This window comes from Bordetella genomosp. 13 (genome assembly GCF_002119665.1).
GTDB lineage: Bacteria > Pseudomonadota > Gammaproteobacteria > Burkholderiales > Burkholderiaceae_B > Bordetella.
In genome coordinates, this window is sequence record NZ_CP021111.1 from 3,191,727 (window position 1) to 3,211,684 (window position 19,958).

Sequence of the window (19,958 nt, forward strand, 5' to 3'; positions counted from 1 at the left end):
ATGCGTGCCAGGTCATTGCGAAGGAAGATTCGGACGGGGTGGTTGGACTTGTGCCGACGGAAAGGCCCTCATGGCGAGGCACGCTGACGGCATCTGTTGTACGCACCACAATGGGGCACCAAAGCCAGACAATGGGGCGCAAGATCCCCGCATGATGGCCTATTCGGCATCGGCGCCGCCCCACCAAAATACTGTATATTCGTACAGTAGATTTCTGGTTTGTCCACGATGCGCCCCGAACACATCCACCCCGCCCTCTGGCGCGCCACGCAACTGGCGCAGGGCGCCGCGCGCTGCGTGGCCACGGGCCATGCCGCCCTGGCCGGCCAGTTGCCCGGCGGCGGCTGGCCGCTGGGCGCGCTCATCGAGCTGCTGCAACCGCATCCCGGCATCGGCGAGGTCCGCCTGGTGCAACCCGCGCTGGCGCGGCTCGACGGTCCGCGCGCCATCGCGCTGGTGCAGCCGCCCTATGTGCCGCACATCGCCTGCTGGAGCCAATGGCGGCTCGATCCCGCGCAGTTGCTGTGGGTCGATCCAGCCACGCCCGAAGATGCGCTGTGGGCGACCGAGCAGATCCTGCGCCATGGCACCTGCGGCGCCGTGTTGTGCTGGCTGCCGCGCGCCCGGCACGAGGCGTTGCGTCGCCTGCACCTGGCCGCGGCGGGCAGCGACACGCTGTGCTTCGCCCTGCGGCCGGCCACGGCGGCGCGCCAGGCCTCGCCCGCGCCGCTGCGGCTGGCGCTGGACAGCGCGCCGGCGGGCCTGTCGGTGCGCGTGCTCAAGCGCCGCGGTCCGGTATCCGATACCCCGTTTTTCATTCCCTTCGAGCCGGGCAGCCTGCCCGTTCCCCATGCGCCTCTGGATCGCCGTGTTCCTGCACAGCCTGCCGCTGGACGCCGTGCGCCCGCACTGGTGCCTTGACGACGGCGATGCGGGCTGCGCGGTGCTCGAAGCGGCCCGCGTCGTCGCCCTCACCCCGGCGGCCCGGCGGGCCGGCGCGCACGTGGGCATGCGTCGCGCCAGCCTGACGGCCATCGCGCCGCAATGTGCGCAGGCCGAGCGCCAGCCGGCCACCGAAGCCCAGGTGCGCCAAGGCGCCGCGTTCGCGCTGCTTCAATACACGCCGCAACTGGCCATCCCCGACGAGTCCGCCCTGCTGCTGGACGTGGGCGCCAGCCTGCAGCTGTTCGGCGGCCCGCGCGCGCTGGCGCGCCGGGTGGCCGCCACGCTGGCCGATCAGGGTGTGCAGGCCACGCTGGGCGTGGCGCCTACCGCGCTGGGCGCCTGGCTGCTGGCTCACCAGCCGCCGCGCCGCGATAGCGGCATGGCCGCCGATGCGGTCGCCGATGCGCCGCATCGTCGCGCGCCCCGGCGTGCCGCGCTCAGCCTGGCCAGCCTCGAACGCATGCTCGACGGCCTGCCGCTGCGCCTGCTGCCGCAGGCCCAGGAACGCCTCGACTGGCTGAACGACCTGGGCTGCCAGACATTCGGCCAGTTGCGGCGCCTGCCGCGCGCGGGCCTCAAGCGGCGCGGCTGCGGCGCGCTGTTGCAGGCACTCGATACCGCCTATGGCGCGACGCCCGAACTGCATCACTGGATCATCCCGCCCCCCAGCTTTCGCCAACGCATCGAACTGCCCGACTACATCGAGCATGCCGACGCCCTGCTGGCCGTGGCGCGCCGTCTGGCCGACCAGTTGTGCGGCTGGCTGGCCGCGCACCAGCGCGCGGTGCGGCACATCACGCTCGAGCTTTCGCACGAACGCGGCCGCCATGCCCGCCCGCCTACCGAACTGCCGCTGGCGTTGGCCCAGCCGGCCTGGCACGGCGGCCACCTGATCGAGCTGCTGCGCGAACGGCTGGGCCGGTTCGAACTGCCGGCGCCCGTCATCGCCGTCACGCTGCACGCCCCGCAAACCGTGGAGCGTCCGGATGCCAGCGCCACGCTGTTCCCCGATCCCGCCAGCCAACCCGCCGACCATGCACGCTTGCTGGATCTGCTGGCGGCGCGGCTGGGCGCGCAACGCGTGCTGCGCCCGCAGCCCAAGGCCGATCATCGGCCCGAAGAAGCCAATGGGTGGCAGCAGGCGCAGGCCGCGGGCGCCACGCTTCGCACACCCGAATTGCCGCCCGGCCTCGAGCGTCCCTTCTGGCTGTGCAATCCGCCGGTGCCGCTGCGCATCGAACGCAACCGTCCCGTCTACGGCGGCCAGGCCCTGCGCCTGATACGCGGCCCCGAACGCATCGAAAGCGGCTGGTGGGACGGCGGCCTGACCCTGCGCGACTACTTCGTGGCCGAGGACGCCGGCGCCGCGCGCTACTGGCTTTTTCGCGAGCGCGACAGCGAGGACGCGCGCTGGTTCCTGCACGGCCGCTATGCCTGAAGCTCGATCATGTTTGACAACGCCACCGCCGCTCCCGCCGTACTGCCGCCGTATGCCGAGCTGTACTGCCAATCCAACTTCTCGTTCCTGCAGGGCGCGTCCGAGCCCGAAGAGCTGGTGGACCAGGCCTTCGAGCTGGGCTATGCCGCGCTGGCCATCACCGACGAATGCTCGCTGGCCGGCGTGGTGCGCGCGCACACCCAGGCCAGGCGGCTCAACGAGGCGGCGCGCGACGCCTCCTTGAACCACCAACTGCAACTCATCATCGGCGCCAGCTTCACGCTGCGGGCCGGGCCCGGCGCGGCCGACATCAGGCTGGTGCTGCTGGCGCAGACCCGCGAAGGCTATGGCAACCTGTCCGAGTTCATCACCCTTGGCCGCACGCGTGCCGCCAAGGGCGAATACCGGCTCGATGCGCAAGACCTCAAGACGCTGCGCAACCTGCCCGAATGCCTGGCCATCCTGGCGCCTGCCTGCGGCATGGACGCCGACACCCTCATCGCACAGGCGCGCTGGCTGGCGCGCACCTTTCCCCGGCGTGCCTGGCTGGGCCTGACGCTGCTGTACGGCCCGCGCGACGACCTGCACCGCGCGGCCATCGAGCAGGCCGCGCGCGCCACGGACCTGCCGGTGGTCGCGGTGGGCGACGTGCAGATGCACCTGCGCTCGCGCAAGCCGCTGCACGACACCATGACCGCCATACGCACAGGCCGCAGCGTGGCAGAATGCGGCTACGACCTGGCGGCCAATGCCGAACGCCATCTGCGCACGCGCATTCGCCTGGCCAATCTCTATCCGCCCGAGGCGCTGGCGCAGACCCAGGTCGTGATGCGCCGCTGCAGGTTCTCGCTGGACGAACTGAAGTACGAGTATCCCAACGAGATCGTGCCCAAGGGCTACACCGCCCAGTCCTATCTGCGCCGCGAAGCCCTGGCGGGCGCGAAGCGGCGCTATCCCCAAGGCGTGCCCCCGTCCACCCTCACGCAGATCGAGAAGGAACTCGAGCTGATCGCCGAGATGAAGTACGAAGCCTATTTCCTCACCGTCTACGACGTCGTGAAAGAGGCAAGAAGGCGGGACATTCTCTGCCAGGGCCGCGGATCGGCGGCCAACTCGGTCGTGTGCTTCTGCCTGGGCATCACCGAAGTCCGTCCCGAAAGCAGCAGCCTGCTGTTCGAGCGCTTCATCAGCAAGGAACGCGGCGAGCCGCCCGACATCGACGTCGACTTCGAGCACCAGCGGCGCGAAGAGATCATCCAGTACATCTACGAAAAGTACGGCCGGCATCGCGCGGCCCTGACCGCCGTGGTCATCAGCTACCGCCCGCGCAGCGTGCTGCGCGACACCGGCAAGGCCCTCGGCGTGGACCCGGTCATCATCGACACGGTGGCGCGCGCGCATCAATGGTGGGACGGCAAGGAGTCCCTGCTGCGCACGCTGAAATCGTCCGGCCTGGATCCCGACGCGCCCGTGTCGCGCCATTGGGCGGAACTGGCGCAGACCCTGATGAACTTTCCGCGCCACCTGTCGCAGCATCCCGGCGGCTTCGTCATCGCGCGCGACAAGCTGTCGCGCCTGGTGCCCATCGAGAACGCCGCCATGCCGGACCGCAGCGTGGTGCAGTGGGACAAGGACGACCTGGACGCGCTGGGCCTGTTGAAGGTGGACATCCTGGCGCTGGGCATGCTCAGCATGCTGCAGCGCGCCCTGAAACTGATATCCCTGCGGCGCGGCTGCAAGATGACGATGCAGGACATTCCCCAGGACGACAAGCCCACGTATGACATGATCTGCAAGGCCGACACCGTGGGCGTCTTCCAGATCGAATCGCGCGCGCAGATGAGCATGCTGCCGCGCCTGCGTCCGCAGGAATACTACGACCTGGTGGTGCAGGTGGCCATCGTGCGGCCCGGGCCCATCCAGGGCGGCATGGTGCATCCCTATCTCGAGCGGCGCAAGAACAAGGCCCTGGTCACCTATCCCGGCCCCGCCGTCAAGGAAGTGCTGGAACGCACGCTGGGCGTGCCCATCTTCCAGGAACAGGTCATGCAGATTGCCATCAAGGCGGCCGACTTCACGCCGGGCCAGGCCGACCAGCTGCGCCGCTCGATGGCGGCATGGCGGCGCAACGGCAGCATCGAGAAGCACCGCGACAAGCTCATCAAGGGCCTGCGGAAAAACGGCTATACCGAAGAGTTCGCCGAATCCCTGTTCCGCCAGATCGAGGGCTTCGGCGAATACGGCTTTCCTGAAAGCCACGCGGCCAGCTTCGCGCTGCTGGCGTATTCCAGCTCGTGGATCAAGTGCCATGAGCCCGAGGCCTTCCTGGCGGCGCTGCTCAACTCGCAGCCCATGGGCTTCTACGCGCCCGCCCAACTGGTGCAGGACGCGCGCCGCCACGGCGTCGAGGTGCTGCCCGCCGACGTCATCGTCAGCGACTACGAAGCCACCCTGGAACCTGTGCATGGCTCGGCACGGCCCGCGGTGCGGCTGGGCCTGAACATGGTTCAAGGCCTCAATGAAGACGCCGCCCGCCGCATCGCGCAGACCCGCGAGGCGCAGCCCTATGCAGATACCCGCGACCTGGCGCTGCGCGCCCAGCTGAACCGGCAAGAGCTCGACGCCCTGGCCGCCGCCGATGCGCTGCGCACGCTGGCCGGCCATCGCCGCCACGCCAGCTGGGCCGCCGCCGGCGCCGTGCCCAGCCGCGACCTGCTGCGCGCGGCGCCGCTCGCCGAACCGACCATCCCCGAGCTGTCAGCGCCCTCGGAAGGCCAGAACGTGGCGGCCGACTACCGCACCCTGCGCATGACGCTGCGCACCCACCCCGTGGCGCTGTTGCGGGCGCAACTGGCCGCCCGCAACTTCCAGCCCGCCAACGTGCTGAACACTTATCCCGACCGGCGCCCGGCGCGCGCCTGCGGCATCGTCACCGTGCGCCAGCGGCCGCAGACGGCCAAGGGCACCATCTTCGTCACCATCGAAGACGAGACCGGCCCGGTCAACGCGGTGGTACGCCTAGAACTGATCGAACGCCAGCGGCGCGAACTGCTGGGCGCCACCCTGCTGGGCATCTACGGCACCTGGCAAAGCCGGGATGGAGTGCATCACCTGATCGCGCAGCGGCTGGTCGACCTGACGGAATTGCTGGGGGATCTGCCGGCGCGCAGCCGGAATTTTCAATAGGCCCGATGGCTCAAGGCGCGAACGGCCCCGGATCCAGCGGCGGCGGCGCGTCGTCCATCAGCGCCGTCAGCAGCGCCGCGCTGCCGCACGCCAGCGTGAACCCCAGCGCGCCCTGCCCGACGTTCAGCCACAGGTTCGACGCCACCCGGCTGCGTCCGATCAGCGGCTTGCCGCCCGGCGTGGCCGGGCGCTGCCCGGCCCAGGCCACGGCCTGGTCCAGGTCCAGCGTGGGAAACGCCTCTCGCACCTGGCGCTTCAACAGCGCGATGCGCGCGGGATCGATGCCCGCCTCCGCGCCGATATCGACCATGGCGGCAATGCGCAGTACGGAACCGATGCGCGCATACACGATGCGGCGCTGATAGTCCGTCACGCTGATGGCGGGCGCCGTGCGGTCTTCGGCCGCCAGCGGCACGCTGAGGCTATACCCCTTGAGCGGATAGATGGGCACGTCGCCGCCCAGCGGACGCAGCAGCGCGCGCGTGCCCAGCCCCGTGGCCAGCACCACGGCATCGGCTTCGATCTCGCCGGCCTCGGTACGCACGGCCGCGATGCGGCCGCCACGGCGCACCAGGCCATGCACCGGATTGCCCAGGCTGCCGGTGGCGCCAGGCAGTTTGCAGAATCTCTCGTACAGGCCTTCGGTGAACCGCAGGCAGTCGCCCGCCTCTTCCCCGGGCGTGTAGACCGCCCCCGCCAGCGCGGAACCCATGCCGGCCAGCGCAGGCTCCAGTGCCAGCGTGCCCTCCGCATCCAGCACCTGCTGCCGGGCGCCCAGCGTGGCCTGGTAGGCGGCCAGCGCACGCGCCTTGTCCAGCATGGCGGGATCGCGATAGACGATGAGCTTGCCGTTGCGCACGTGGCCGAACTCCAGCGGCTCGTGCCGCAGCAGCGCATGCAGCGTGTCGCGGCTGAGATAGGCCAGCGCCTGCAGCTGCGCCGTCGAAGCCTGGGCCACCGAAGCCCGGCAGGCCGCCACGAATTGCAGGCACCAACGCCATTGATGCGGATCCAGCCGCGGCCGGAAACGCAGCGGAGAATCGCTGTGCAGCAGATAGCCGGGCACGCTCGACAGCACGCCCGGACCCGCCAGCGGGGCCACGTAGCTATAGCTCAATTGGCCGCCGTTGGCATAGCTGGCCAGCTCGGCCGGCCTCGGCCGCGCATCGGCCAGCACCACCTCATGACCGTCGCGGGCCAGGAAATATGCCGATGTCACGCCCACCACACCGGCTCCGACGACGCAGATACGCATGCCCGATCCCGATCCCTGATTGCACAAGCCCCTATTCTGGTCCGCCCTCGTGCGCGGCGCCAATGAGCAGTCCGGCAGCACCCATAACCTTGGTCTATGGCCCGGGCGGTACCGGCGGATCGTCGGTCCGGCCGCATGCGAAGAAGGAGTCCGGGCGCTCGATGCCCGGCGGCAGGACGCGGCGCTACGCCGCGCGGTGCAGCTTTATGATGGCCGCCGCCGTCGGCGCCACCACCAGGTCGGCCAGCGTATGGCGGTCCAGCGTATCGACCAGCGCGTTCAACGCCTCGTTCAGCGCGCCCGCCAGCCGACACGCCCCGTTCAGCGCACAGGGCGGTTCGGCGCAGTCGATCAGCGGCCCCTGGTGCTCGAGCACCCGCACCATTTGCCCCACGCGATAGGTATCCGCCGGCCGCGCCAGCGCCAGTCCGCCGCCCTTGCCGCGCGTGGCCGCCACCCAGCCCTGCTGCGACAGGAAATGCACCACCTTGACCAGATGATTGCGCGAGATGCCGAAGCGCTCAGCGATCTCGGGTATGGTCACGGGCTTGGCGCGATCCTGGCATTGCGTCAGGTACATCATGACGCGCAGGCCGAAGTCGGTGAAACGGTTCAGTTGCATTGCTGAGGCTCGCTGGCGGCGCAAGCGGCAAGAATACACCTGCCGCCCGCGCTGTTTGCGGGCCGGCGCGCCTTACGCGTCCATGCCGCCGGTGCCGAACACTTCGGCATGGATGCGCTCCGGCGCCACGCCCAGGTCGCGCAGCGCCTGGCGCTGCGCCTGCATGAACGGCACGGGGCCGCAGAGGTAGTAATCAGCGTCGTCCAGCAGCACGTCGTCGCGGATGGCATGCAGGTCGATGCGGCCGGCGTGATGATAGTCCACGCCCTGGCGGTCCGCCGGGCCCACGCGCTCGTAAAACACCTTGCTGCGCACGTTGGGCAGGCGCCCGGTCAGCGAACTGAGATGCTCGCGCATGGCGTGCACCGACCCTTCGCGGCAGCCATGGATGAAGCGCACCTGGCGGCCGTCGCGGCGCGCCGCCACGGTGTTGAGCATGGACATCATCGGCGTCAGGCCCACCCCGCCGCTGATCAGCACGATCGGGTTGGTGCCTTCCACATCCAGCGTGAACTCGCCCTGTGGCGGCGCCACGTCCAGGATGTCGCCCTCGTCGTAGCGATCGTGCAGCAGGTTCGAGACCTGGCCGGCGGGACGGCCGCTGGCCGCGCTCTCGCGCTTGACGGAGATGCGCAGCCGGCCAGTGCCGGGGGCATCGGAAAGGCTGTATTGGCGGGGCTGCATGATGCCAAGCTCCGGCACGAAGACGCGCACCGACAGGTATTGGCCAGGCAGATAGTCGGGCACCGGGCCGCCGTCGGCCGGCGACAGATAGAAGGACGTGATCTCGGCGCTCTCGGGCACCTTGCCCACCACGCGGAAGGCGCGCCAGCCCGTCCAGCCGCCCTCGCGCGCCACCGCACTGGCATACATCGAAGCCTCCAGGCCGGCCAGCACGTCCACCAGTTGCCCATAGGCCTGCGCCCAGGCATCGACCAGTTGGTCGGTGGCCGCCTCGCCCAGCACTTCGCGGATGGAGGCCAGCAAATGGAAGCCGACGACGTCGTAGTGCTCGCGCCGGATGCCCAGGCTGACGTGCTTGTGCGCCACGCGTTCCAGCACCGGCATCAGCACGGACGGGTCGTCGATGTGCTGCGCATAGGCCGCCACCGCCATCGCCAGCGCCTGCTGCTGCTGGCCGTTGTGCTGATGGCCCTGGTTGAACAACTGCCGCAGATGCGGGCTGCCCTTGAACAGACGCTGGTAGAAGTGACGCGTCAAGGTCTCTCCATGAACCTGGAGGACGGGCGCCGTGGCCTTGACCTGGGCGCGGACGGTATCGCTGAGCATGCGAACTCCTGAGTTGCCGGACATAAGATGCATTAATTATACATCTTTAAAGCACCACGCCGGCGCTGACTACACGACGACCGCGTCCAAGCGACGTCGAGCCGTTTGCACGGTCCTCACCGCCGCCTTGTCGGTGCAGGCCGGCCTGCCGTGACGCACGCGGACAGGCACGTACGGATCGAGACCGCATACATCCGTTCGCCAACTTGCCGCCATGGCCGCGCGGCGGTTAAAACACCGGCTTTGCAGCAACATTTTTCAGGATCCACACCATGAGCACTGCCACGCTCAAGACCCGTCTGTCCGACTCCGTCAAGGACGCCATGCGCGCCAAGGACAGCGCCCGGCTGGCCACCCTGCGCTTTCTGCTGGCCGCGGTGAAGCAGAAGGAAGTGGACGAGCGCCGCGACCTGACGGACGGCGAGATCACGGCCATCATCGAAAAGCAGGTGAAGCAGCGCCGCGAGTCGATCGCCGCCTTCGAACAGGCCGGCCGCACCGAAACGGCCGATCAGGAAAAGGCCGAGGTCGCCGTGCTGCAGGAGTTCCTGCCGCAGGCTGCCAGCCCCGAGGAAATCGCCGCCGCCATCGATGCGGCCTTGGCCGAAGTGGCCGCACAGGGCGTCAGCGGCGCGCCCGCCATGGGCAAGGCCATGGCCATCCTCAAGGCCTCGCTGGCCGGCAAGGCCGACATGTCCGCCGTGTCGCAACAGCTGAAGGCGCGCCTGTCCTGACCTGAGCCGCCCTTCGTCGACGGCGCGCGTGCCGGCCGCACGCAGGCCTGGCGCGCGACCGTATTGCGGTCCGCCCGTGTCTGGATCAGACATCCGCCGACGAGGCGTCGATGATGCTCGATCGCGACATCCGGACCCGCTCGCTCCGACAGCGTGCGGGCTGAACCGCGGTGACTGCGCAGCCTCGTGGCGTCTTATCTCGACAGATCTGGAATGTGCGCGAACAGGTCCGGCTGCCTGCCCTCCTCTTGCGGATCGGCGAAATTGCTCATGCCGACTCCCGCCAGCCGATAGCGCGTGTTCGCCGGCAACAGCACTCGCGCGCACAGCGCGCGCGCCACGGCGGCCAGCTCTTCGACCGAGGCCGGCGACTGCGGCTGGGTCAGGCTGCGAGTCAGGATGCGGAAGCGATCGGTCTTCAGCTTGAGCACGATGGTGCGCCCCATCATCCCCTTGCGGCGCCCCTGCTCCCATACCTTCAGCGCCAGCCGGTCCAGCGTCTCCCCCAATTCGTCCAGCCGCAGATCGGTGCTGAAAGTGGTCTCCGCGGACACCTGCTGAGCCACCTGATCGGGCTCGACCTCGCGCTCGTCTATGCCGTGCGCCAGTTCGTGCAGCCGGTAGCCGTAGCGGCCGAAATGCAGTTCCAGCTCCGCGGGCGCGCGCTGGCGCAGGTCGCCCACCGTGCGGATGCCCAGCGTTTCGAGCCGCCCTTGCGTGACCTTGCCCACGCCGGGGATCTTGCGCACCGGAAGGTCCTGCAGGAACTCCAGCACGCGATGCGGCCTGATGACGAACAACCCGTCGGGCTTGTTCCAGTCGGACGCGATCTTGGCCAGGAACTTGTTGGGCGCCACGCCGGCCGAGGCCGTCAGGTCAGTTTCGGCACGGATCTCCGCGCGGATGGCCTGCGCCACCTCGGTGGCCGTGGCCAGGCCGCGCTTGTTGGCCGTCACGTCGAGATAGGCCTCGTCCAGCGACAGCGGTTCGACCAGGTCGGTGTGGCGGGCGAAGATCTCGCGCACCTGGCGCGACACGGCGCGATAGCGATTGAAGTCGGGCGGCACGAACACGGCGCCGGGGCACAGCCGCTCCGCGCGCATCGCGGACATCGCCGAATGCACGCCATAGCGTCGCGCCTCGTACGAGGCCGCGCACACCACCGAACGGGGTCCGGTCCAGGCCACGACGACCGGCAGGCCGCGCAGCTCGGGGCGATCGCGCTGCTCGACCGAGGCGTAGAAGGCGTCCATGTCGACGTGGACGATCTTGCGGGCGGTGCGGGCATCGCCCCGCTCGGCATGCGGCCCGGCCGGCACCGTGGCTTCGGACGCGATTTCGGACGTGGTTGAGGCCACGGATGGGTCCATACTGGAACTTGGACGACGGGGAATGCGAAAACCCCCTATTATGGCGCGCTATCCGCTACTACACCCGCGCCGTCGCGCGGACCCTTGCAATGGCTTCCACCCCCACCGATTACTTCGGCCTGACGATTCCCCTGATGGAACTGCTGGGCCTCGTGCCGCAGCACGTCGACGCGGACAGCGCCCGTACCTTCCTGCCCTGGCGCGTCGAGCTGACCAACAGCCGCGGCGACATCCACGGCGGCACGCTGATGAGCGTGCTGGACTTCACGCTCAGCGCCGCGGCCCGCGGCCTGGATCGCGAGCTGGGCATGGCTACCATCGACATGAACACCACCTTCCTGTCGCCGGGCCGCGGCGACCTCAGCTTCAGCGCGCGCTGCCTGCGGCGCGGCAAGTCGATCGCCTTCTGTGAGGGCGAGGCGCGCGATGCCGAGGGCACGCTGGTGGCGCGCGCCACCGCCACGTTCAAGGCGGTGCGGCGCCGCCCGGGCGGCGACTGAGTCTAGTGCTTACTTGCCCTCTTACTTGCCCTGCATGAACCAGGAATTCTTGTTGCTGTCCTTGTCCGTAGGCATGTAGGTGGTGCACGAGGGCACGCCGAACACGACGGCATCATGCATCGCGCGCATGGCGCCTTCGTTCCATATGCTCTTGCCCCACATGCTGACCTGCACGCGGGTGCGGTTGGCATCGATGGCCGACAGTTCGACGCGCGCCACCTCGCCCTCGACCAGCTTGGGGCGCACATACAGATGCCCGCGGCTGGCCGACTGGTCGAGGTTGCTCACGACTTCGTAGCCGCCGTCGCCCACCAGGCAGCGCTCGGCCTGCTGGCGGCTGGCCTGGTAGGCCCGCTGCAGGCCGACGGCCGCGTCGAAGCTGCCGGACAGGTCGCCGCCGCCGGGCGCGGTGCCCACCGAGCAGCCCGCCAGCGCCAGCGCGGCCATGCCCGCCGCCATCCAATTTCCAGCCATGATTCCTCCATCGGTAATGGCGCCGATTATCCCGCAATCCGCGCGGTTCGACACCGCGGCAAGCCGTGTGGCATGATCGACAGCGACTCCCCGGCCGCGCGCGCATCGCGCCGCGCCTCGGCTTTCCGCGACTCCTCCGGAGACTCTTTTGCTGAAATTCACGCTCCGCACGCTGCTGGCTGCCAGCCTCACCGCCGCCAGCGCCGGCGCCGCCGCCCCGCCGCCGCGCATCTATCCGCTGCAGGACTTCTTCCGCAACCCCGAGCGCGGCTTCTTCCGGCTGGCCGATGACGGCGCCACGCTGGGCTTCATGCAGCCCGTGGGCATCGAAGGCCATCCGGCCCGCATGAACATCCACGTGCAGGACCTGCGCGACGGCAAGCCCGTGGGCGAGCCGCGCCGCCTCACCGCCGAAACCGAGCGCGACATCAGCAACTTCTTCTGGAAGGGCTCGGACATCGTGCTCTACCAGAAGGACTTCGGCGGCGACGAGAACTTCCACGTACTGGCGGTCAACGCGCGCACCGGCGCCATCGCCGACCTGACGCCCTTCGACGGCGCGCGGGCCCACATCGAGGACGACCTGCCCGACGATCCCGACCACGTGCTCATCAGCCACAACCACCGCGACCCCGAAGTGTTCGACGTCTACCGCGTCAACGTGCGCACCGGCCAGTCCGACCTGGTGGCGCAGAACCCCGGCAACGTGGTGGGATGGCAGACCGACCACGCCGGCCGCGTGCGCGCCGCCGTCACCAGTGACGGCCTGAACACCACGCTGCTGTACCGCGACGACGAGAAGGACGAGTTCCGCCCGCTGCTTACCACCGACTACCGCACCAGCGTCAGTCCGGCCCTGTTCACCTTCGACGACCGCAGGATGTACGCGCTGAGCAACCGCGGCCGCGATCGCTTGGCACTAGTGGTTCTCGACCCCGCCAGGCCCGAGCAGGAAGAACTGATCTACGAACCGCAGACCGTGGACCTGGACGCGGCGGGCTACTCGCGCAAGCGCAAGGTGCTGACGGTGGCGGCCTATCACACCGACAAGCCGCGCTACCACTTCTTCGACAAGCAGACCGAGCTGCTGTACACGCGCCTGGGCCAGCTGCTGCCCGGCTACGACTTCGCGCTGCAAGGATGGAACCGCGACGAGGACACCTTCATCGTGGCGGCCTACAACGACCGCACGCCGGGCTCGCGCTACCTGTACAGCATGAAGACCGACACGCTGCACAAGCTGGCCGACATCAATCCCGCCATTCCGGAAAAGGACATGGCGCCGGTCAAGCCCATCAGCTACACCAGCCGCGACGGCCTCACCATCCATGGCTACCTGACGCTGCCTGTGGGCCGCGATCCGCGCAACCTGGCCTGCATCGTCAATCCGCACGGCGGCCCGTGGGCGCGCGACGGCTGGGGCTATAACGCCGAAGCGCAATTCCTGGCCAACCGCGGCTTCTGCGTGCTGCAGATGAACTTCCGCGGTTCCACCGGCTACGGGCGCAAGTTCTGGGAAGCGGGCTTCGGCCAGTGGGGCCTGAAGATGCAGGACGACATCACCGACGGGGTGCAGTGGCTCATCGGCCAGGGCATCGCCGATCCCGCGCGCGTGGGCATCTACGGCGGCAGCTACGGCGGCTACGCCACGCTGGCCGGCGTGGCCTTCACTCCCGACCTGTACGCGGCGGCGGTCGACTACGTGGGCGTCTCGAATCTGTTCACTTTCATGAACACGATCCCGCCCTACTGGAAGCCGCTTCTGGCCAAGATGCACGACATGGTGGGCGACCCCGAACGCGACAAGGAACGCCTGGCCGCAACTTCTCCCGCCCTGCACGTCGACCGCATCAAGACGCCGCTCTTCATCGCCCAGGGCGCAAAAGACCCGCGCGTGAACAAGGCCGAAAGCGACCAGGTGGTCGAAGCCCTGCGCAAGCGCGGCGTCGAGGTCGAATACATGGTGAAAGAAAACGAAGGCCACGGATTCCACAACGACGAGAACAAGTTCGAGTTCTACGCAGCGATGGAGAAGTTCTTCATCGAGCACCTGAAGCCGTAGACGATACTGACCACCGACCGCATCGTCGCCGGCGAAACGATCGATCGTCGATGCCTCGTTCGTCGATATCGGTCGTCGGTCGTTGGCCGTTGGTCGTTGGTCGCTGATCATTGCTGATCGACATTCGCCTCTCCTGGACAGTCGGCGTTCTTGAGACGCCTGGCCCATGACTGCGGACTCTCGTCCTCGCGCTAAAGCGCTGCGGGCGCGAGTCCTCCGCCATGTTCCAGGCTCACGATAACGCGATGCCACGGCCGCGCATCCACTGCCATTGCAACGGCCGCCATCACCAGCATTGCAACCGCGATTGCCATCGCCACTGCCAGTTGCCGCAGCCCCCCCAAGTTGCACGCCCCTGCCCTCCAGTTGCAACCGCGATTGCCATCGCCACCACGACCGCCCTGCCAATTACGCGATCCGCCCAGCCGCTCACGACACCTGGACGAGCCCATCCATGCCCCGTATAGCGGTACTGTGAGCCGCGGCCGTGCCGGAGAAGTCGCGCCCGCAGCGCTTTAGCGCGAGGACGAGACTTCGCAGGTACGGCCGCGGCGCCTCAAGAACCCAAAACGCAGCCATGAACGGAACCCTCCCCATGACCGGAACCTGCCCCCCACGGACGGACGCCGACCGCAAGAAGAGACAAAGGCGCCCCCAAATCGCCAGATTTGGTTACGGAAACCTTATTGCCGTCACCATGTCTATTTCCGGGTCCTGGGGTCCACCCCCTAAAATCGGCTCCGATGAAGAATTCCGAATCCCCCTCCGTCACGCGGCGTGAACGCGTGCGTGGCCTGCTCGTACGGGCCGGCGTGGTGCTTGCCGGCCTTGGCTTGTGCGGCCTGGTGCTGGTCGGCCTGGCCATCGGCCTGACCTGGCCCAATCTGCCCGAACTGCACGCAATGACCGATTATCGGCCGCGCGTGCCGCTGCGCGTCTACACGGCCGACCGCGTGCTTATCGGCGAGTTCGGCGAAGAGCACCGCAACGTGCTGCGCTCCGATGAAATCCCGCAGGTGATGAAGGACGCGGTGCTGGCGGCGGAAGACGACCGCTTCTACCAGCATGGCGGCATCGACTGGGCGGGCGTGCTGCGCGCGGGCCTGACCAACATCGTGAACATGCGCAAGTCGCAGGGCGCCAGCACGATCACGATGCAGGTGGCGCGCAATTTCTATCTGTCGTCCGACAAGACCTATTCGCGCAAATTCTACGAACTGCTGCTTACCTTCAAGATCGAATCGCAGCTCACCAAGGACCAGATCCTCGAGCTGTACATGAACCAGATCTACCTGGGGCATCGCGCGTATGGCTTCGCGGCGGCGTCGCGCACGTACTTCGGCAAGCCGCTGTCCGAAGTCACGCCGGCAGAGGCCGCGCTGCTGGCGGGCATACCCAAGGCCCCGTCGCGCGCCAACCCCATCACCAACCTGGAACGCGCCCGCACCCGCCAGCATTACGTGCTGGGCCGCATGCAGTCGCTCGGCACCCTGACGGCCGAGCAGGTGCAGGCCGCGCTGGCGCAGCCCCTGGTCATCCGCGGCTCCGAAGGCGGCCCGGGCCGCGGCTATGCCGTGCGCGGCGATTATCCCGCCGAGCTCGTGCGCCAGCTGATGTACGGCGTGTTCAAGGAAGATGCCTACACGCAGGGCATCGACGTGTACACGACCATCGATTCGAAGGATCAGCAGGCCGCGTATCAGGCCGTGCGGTCCGGCGTGCTCGACTACACGCGGCGCGCGCCGTACCCCGGTCCTGAAGACCAGATCGACCTGCCCGAGGGCATCGAGAACGACAGCGCCGCATTCGAGGAAGTGCTGGACGCCGTGCAGGAAGGCTCTCCCGACAGCGACGACCTGCTGTCCGGCGTGGTGCTGTCGGCCAGCCCCACCGAGGTGAAGGTGGCGCGCAGCGCCAGCCAGATCATCACCATCGACGACAAGAAGTCGCTGGCCGTGGTGGCGCGCGCGCTGGGCCAGCGCGCCAAGCCCGAGCTGCGCATCCGGCGCGGCTCGGTAGTCTACGTGCGCAAGAACGGCGACAACTGGGAAATCATCAACATGCCGGCGCTGCAGGCCGCGCTGATCTCCCTGTCGCCTCAGGACGGAGCCATCCGCGCGATGGTGGGCGGCTTCGATTTCGGGCGCGGCTCGTTCAACCGCGCGGTGCAGGCCTGGCGCCAGCCCGGCTCCACCATCAAGCCGTTCATCTACGCCGCCGCGCTCGAGCGCGGCATGACGCCGGCCACGCAAGTCTCCGACCAGCCCTTCTTCCTCAGCGCCGCGCAGACCGGCTCTCGCGACTGGAGCCCCAAGAACGACGGCGACCGCTACGAGCCCATGCTGACGCTGCGGCAGGGCCTGTACAAGTCGAAGAACATGATCTCCATCCGCATCCTGCAGGCCATCACGCCGCAGTACGGACAGGACTATCTGACCCGCTTCGGTTTCGACAAGGACCGCTGGCCAGCGGTGCTGCCCATGGCGCTGGGCGCCGGCAGCGCCACGCCGCTGCAGGTGGCCACCGCCTACTCCGTGTTCGCCAACGGCGGCTATCACCTCACGCCCTATCTCATCGACCACGTCACCGATCGCTCGGGCAAGGTGCTGATGCAGGCGCAGCCCGTGAAGGCGGGCGACGAAGCCGTGCGCGTGGTCGATCCACGCACCGCCTGGGTCATGGACGACATCCTGCGCGGGGTCGCCACGCAGGGCACCGCCGCGCGCGCGCACCGCACGCTCAACCGCAACGACGTCGGCGGCAAGACCGGCACCACCAACGGCGCGGCGGACGTGTGGTTCTCGGGCTACACGCCCGGCCTGACCACCACCGTGTGGATGGGCTTCGACCAGCCGCGCTCCCTGGGCACCAACGAATTCGGCAGCGGCCTCGCCCTGTCCACCTGGCTCGACTACATGCAACCGGCGCTGAAGGGCGTGCCGCAGACGCCGCAGGCGCCGCGACCGAAGGGGCTCATCGTGGCCGACGGCGAATACTATTTCGACGAATTTCCGCCCGGCCAGGCTGTCGCCGCGCTCGACCTGTCCACGGGCGACCAGCTGCAGGACTTCCTGAACAACTATCGTCCCAGCGACGACTCGCCGAATCGCGTCATCCAGCCCGGGCAGGCCCCTCCTTCGCCCGGCGGCCAGGCGCCCATTCCGCCCATCCCCGTGCCCAGCGCCGATCTGGGCTCGTACGCCGCGCCGCTGGCGGGGCAGCCGGTCGGCCGGGGCCAGGCGCCCGGCGCCATGGCGCCTGCGCTGCCCGCCGGCCGGAACCCGGGCCAGACCGCGCCCGCGCTGCCGGCCGCCGCGCCGCCCGAATTGTCGGACGGCGCCATACGCGCCCGCCCGGTAGCGCCTGTGGGTTCGAGCAGCGCGCGACCGCTGTAGCCGTCGCAAGCCATCGCAGCGGGCGGCATCGCCGTCCACTGCGCCCGGGCTGCCCGTTGTCCGGGCCACACACCGCGGCTTCCCCGGTACATTCCGGCTCCGCCTCTCAGGTCTGCGTAAGGGAATTTGCGCCAATCGCTGAGAATAACTATTATTCTTGCTATTTTTCGCGCATTTTGCCCAGCCGAGCCGCATCCCGATGAGCACCGCCGCCAAGATCAAGACCTGGTATCTGGTCCACAAATGGACCAGCCTGATCTCCACCCTGTTCCTCCTGGTGATCTGTATCACCGGCCTGCCTCTGGTGTTCCACCACGAGATCGAGGACATGCTCAGCGATGCCAAGCCCGTGGCCGAACTGCCGGCCGGCACGCCGAATGCGTCGATGGACGCCTACGTGGCCAAGGCGAAGTCCCTCTATCCCACCGAGTACATCGATTACGTGTACATGGACGACCACGAGCCGCAGGTGTGGGTGGGGATGACGCCCAAGCTGGGCGACGGCGTCAACTCCGGCCACGCCGTGCGCCTGGACGCCCGCACCACCGAAGTGCTGGACGACGGCCCGCTGTATTCGGACGACCGGTTCAGCTTCATGGGCATCATGCTGGCGCTGCACACCGACATGTACGCCGGCCTGGCGGGCGAACTGTTCCTGGGTTTCATGGGACTGCTCTTCGTCGTGGCCATCGTATCCGGCGTGGTGCTATATGGCCCTTTCATGAAGAAGCTGGAATTCGGCACCGTGCGCGCCGATCGTTCCACGCGCGTCAAATGGCTGGACCTGCACAACCTGCTGGGCATCGTCACCCTGGTGTGGGGCTTCGTGGTGGGCGTCACCGGCGTCATCAACGAGCTGTCCACGCCCATGTTCCGGATGTGGCAATCGACCGAGCTGCCGCCGCTGCTGGCGCCCTACCAGGGCCGTCCCGTGCCCACCGAACTGGCCGCCCCGCAGGCGGCCGTGGACACCGCGCTGAAGGCCGTGCCCGGCCGCGAGCTCACCAGCCTGGTCTATCCCGGCAACGCCTACGGCAGCCCGCACCACTACCTGGTGTGGCTGCGCGGCGATACGCCCCTTACTTCCAAACTGAACACGCCGGTGCTGGTCGACGCGGTGTCCGGTGAACTGGCCAAGGTCAGCCAGATGCCGTGGTACCTGACCGCGCTCGAACTCTCGCGGCCGCTGCATTTCGGCGATTACGCCGGCATGCCGCTGAAGATTCTGTGGGCTCTGCTGGACCTCATCACCATCGTGGTGCTGGGCAGCGGCCTGTACCTGTGGGTGGCGCGCCGCAAGGCCACCGACGCCCGCGTGGCCGAACTGGTGCGCCGCCACCAGGCCGCCCAACCGCAGCGGAGCCCCGCATGACGGCCCCGCAGCGCTCCCGCTTCATGTTTGTATGGGGCATGCCGCTGGCCCTGGGCGCGCTCAGCGTCTTCGGCCTGCTGGCCGCCTTGCTGGGCACCGGCATCTGGCACTGGGCTTCCTGGCTGTCCCTGGCGTGGCTGCTCGTGGTGATCGCGCGCTATTGGATGCGTCCGCTCAGGCGCGAGTAGGCGCGCAGGCTGCTATCAGGCGCGCGGCGTCATGGCCGCGCGCCTGGCTTGTAAAACGGCGGGGCCGAACCACGCACTGCGCTGAGTTCCGCCCGTCCGGTGGCGCCGGCATCGATACCGGCGCCACCGGACGCGATACGCGTCTTACTTGAAGGTTTCCGGGTCGGGACCCAGGCGCCCGCTGTCCGGAATGGCGTCGATCGCCGCCACGTCCTCGGCCGTCAGCTCGAAGCCGAACAGGTCGATGTTGGCCCGGATGCGCTCGGGCGTGACCGACTTCGGAATGGCGATCAGGCCGCTCTGCAGGTGCCAGCGCAGGATGACCTGAGCGGCCGTCTTGCCATGCTTGCGCGCGATGCCGGCGATGGTCTCGTCGTGCAGCGAGCCGCCCTGCCCCAGCGGGCTCCACGCCTCGGTGGCAATGCCGTGCTCGGCATGAAAGGCGCGCAGTTCGCGCTGCGCGAAGCCGGGATGCAGTTCGACCTGGTTCACCGCGGGCACCACGCCGGTCTCGTCGATGAGGCGCTGCAAGGCCGGCTTGGTGAAATTGGATACGCCGATCGAGCGCACGCGCCCGTCTTCCTTCATGGCCACCATGGCGCGCCACGCGTCGACGTAGCGGTCGCTGCCCGCCACCGGCCAGTGGATCAGGTACAGGTCCACGTAAGCCAGGCCCAGCTTCTGCAGGCTTTCGTCCATCGCGCGCTGGGCTTCGTCGTAGCCGTGCTTGTCGTTCCACAGCTTGGTGGTGATGAACAGGTCTTTGCGAGCCAGACGCGCGGCCCGCAGCCCCTCGCCCACGCCCGGCTCGTTGCCGTAGATGGCTGCCGTGTCGATGGACCGGTAGCCGGCCGCCAGCGCCTCTTGCACCGCGGCGCTGGCCTGATCATTGGGAACCTGCCATACGCCGAAACCCAGCTGCGGCATCGTATTGCCGTCGTTCAACTTGAATGAGGGGACTTGCGCCATACAACCTCCCTGAAAACTTGTTGCCGCGTACGAGACCGTGCCTGCGCGGCAGGAAAGCGCCCTGCCGACGGTCCGCGAATGCAGCACGTGAGACTGGAGAAATGGCCCGTCCTGGCCTGCTACGGCGACGGGACATCAGCTGAATGATAGCCTCGTAA

15 protein-coding genes are annotated in these 19,958 nt (G+C 68.4%); 9 read left to right on the forward strand and 6 right to left on the reverse strand.

Going from position 1 to position 19,958, the window contains the following annotated elements; genetic code table 11:
- Positions 1–228: 228 nt before the first annotated feature.
- From imuA to CAL15_RS14320, 3 genes are read left to right on the forward strand one after another with little or no spacing between them, the layout of a single operon-like run.
- Entirely contained in the window at positions 229–921 is a 693-nt protein-coding gene (imuA, locus tag CAL15_RS14310; RefSeq protein WP_086079215.1) for a translesion DNA synthesis-associated protein ImuA, read from the forward strand.
- Positions 851–2,383: a Y-family DNA polymerase gene (locus CAL15_RS14315; RefSeq protein ID WP_157666664.1), complete on the forward strand. Its 1,533-nt coding sequence runs from the start codon at positions 851–853 to the stop codon at positions 2,381–2,383. Before imuA ends, CAL15_RS14315 begins: the two co-directional genes overlap by 71 nt.
- Before the next feature lie 9 nt (positions 2,384–2,392).
- Positions 2,393–5,569, forward strand: a complete 3,177-nt coding sequence (locus tag CAL15_RS14320) for an error-prone DNA polymerase (protein WP_086079216.1) — start codon at positions 2,393–2,395, stop codon at positions 5,567–5,569.
- Positions 5,570–5,579: 10 nt separating this feature from the next.
- On the opposite strand, the gene CAL15_RS14325 is transcribed toward CAL15_RS14320, so the two are convergent.
- The 3 genes from CAL15_RS14325 to hmpA form a co-directional block, all read right to left on the reverse strand.
- Positions 5,580–6,824 (reverse strand): D-amino acid dehydrogenase, encoded by a 1,245-nt coding sequence (locus CAL15_RS14325; protein ID WP_086079217.1) that lies wholly within the window; start codon positions 6,822–6,824, stop codon positions 5,580–5,582.
- Positions 6,825–7,008: 184 nt separating this feature from the next.
- Positions 7,009–7,446 (reverse strand): Rrf2 family transcriptional regulator, encoded by a 438-nt coding sequence (locus CAL15_RS14330; protein ID WP_086079218.1) that lies wholly within the window; start codon positions 7,444–7,446, stop codon positions 7,009–7,011.
- A gap of 72 nt (positions 7,447–7,518) precedes the next feature.
- On the reverse strand, positions 7,519–8,736 hold the full coding sequence (gene hmpA / locus CAL15_RS14335; protein WP_086079219.1) for an NO-inducible flavohemoprotein: 1,218 nt from the start codon (positions 8,734–8,736) through the stop codon (positions 7,519–7,521).
- Between the two features lie 272 nt (positions 8,737–9,008).
- On the opposite strand from hmpA, the gene CAL15_RS14340 reads away from it, so the two are divergent.
- The gene (locus CAL15_RS14340) at positions 9,009–9,470 is read left to right on the forward strand and encodes a GatB/YqeY domain-containing protein (protein WP_086079220.1); all 462 of its coding nucleotides are present in this window, start codon (positions 9,009–9,011) and stop codon (positions 9,468–9,470) included.
- Between the two features lie 194 nt (positions 9,471–9,664).
- Here CAL15_RS14340 and dinB read toward each other — a convergent pair whose 3' ends face one another.
- A complete protein-coding gene (dinB, locus tag CAL15_RS14345; protein ID WP_232468235.1) occupies positions 9,665–10,723 on the reverse strand; it encodes a DNA polymerase IV in 1,059 nt (352 codons plus the stop codon).
- A 206-nt stretch (positions 10,724–10,929) separates the two neighbouring features.
- Between dinB and CAL15_RS14350 the strand changes: the two genes are divergently transcribed.
- The gene (locus CAL15_RS14350; RefSeq protein ID WP_086079222.1) at positions 10,930–11,340 is read left to right on the forward strand and encodes a PaaI family thioesterase; all 411 of its coding nucleotides are present in this window, start codon (positions 10,930–10,932) and stop codon (positions 11,338–11,340) included.
- Between the two features lie 21 nt (positions 11,341–11,361).
- Here the strand turns inward: CAL15_RS14350 and CAL15_RS14355 are convergent, their stop codons facing one another.
- Positions 11,362–11,814: a BPTD_2524 family lipoprotein gene (locus CAL15_RS14355; RefSeq protein ID WP_086079223.1), complete on the reverse strand. Its 453-nt coding sequence runs from the start codon at positions 11,812–11,814 to the stop codon at positions 11,362–11,364.
- Positions 11,815–11,962: 148 nt separating this feature from the next.
- On the opposite strand from CAL15_RS14355, the gene CAL15_RS14360 reads away from it, so the two are divergent.
- The 4 genes from CAL15_RS14360 (at position 11,963) to CAL15_RS14375 (ending at position 18,831) form a co-directional block, all read left to right on the forward strand.
- On the forward strand, positions 11,963–13,876 hold the full coding sequence (locus tag CAL15_RS14360) for an alpha/beta hydrolase family protein (RefSeq protein WP_086079224.1): 1,914 nt from the start codon (positions 11,963–11,965) through the stop codon (positions 13,874–13,876).
- A gap of 743 nt (positions 13,877–14,619) precedes the next feature.
- Complete coding sequence (locus CAL15_RS14365; RefSeq protein WP_086079225.1) at positions 14,620–17,271, forward strand: penicillin-binding protein 1A; 2,652 nt, start codon at positions 14,620–14,622, stop codon at positions 17,269–17,271.
- A 199-nt stretch (positions 17,272–17,470) separates the two neighbouring features.
- Positions 17,471–18,643, forward strand: coding sequence for a PepSY-associated TM helix domain-containing protein (locus tag CAL15_RS14370; protein WP_086079226.1), 1,173 nt, complete (start codon positions 17,471–17,473; stop codon positions 18,641–18,643).
- A complete protein-coding gene (locus CAL15_RS14375; RefSeq protein WP_157666665.1) occupies positions 18,640–18,831 on the forward strand; it encodes a hypothetical protein in 192 nt (63 codons plus the stop codon). The genes CAL15_RS14370 and CAL15_RS14375 overlap by 4 nt, the downstream gene beginning before the upstream one ends.
- Before the next feature lie 144 nt (positions 18,832–18,975).
- On the opposite strand, the gene CAL15_RS14380 is transcribed toward CAL15_RS14375, so the two are convergent.
- Positions 18,976–19,800, reverse strand: coding sequence for an aldo/keto reductase (locus CAL15_RS14380; RefSeq protein ID WP_086079227.1), 825 nt, complete (start codon positions 19,798–19,800; stop codon positions 18,976–18,978).
- Between the last annotated feature and the right edge of the window lie 158 nt (positions 19,801–19,958).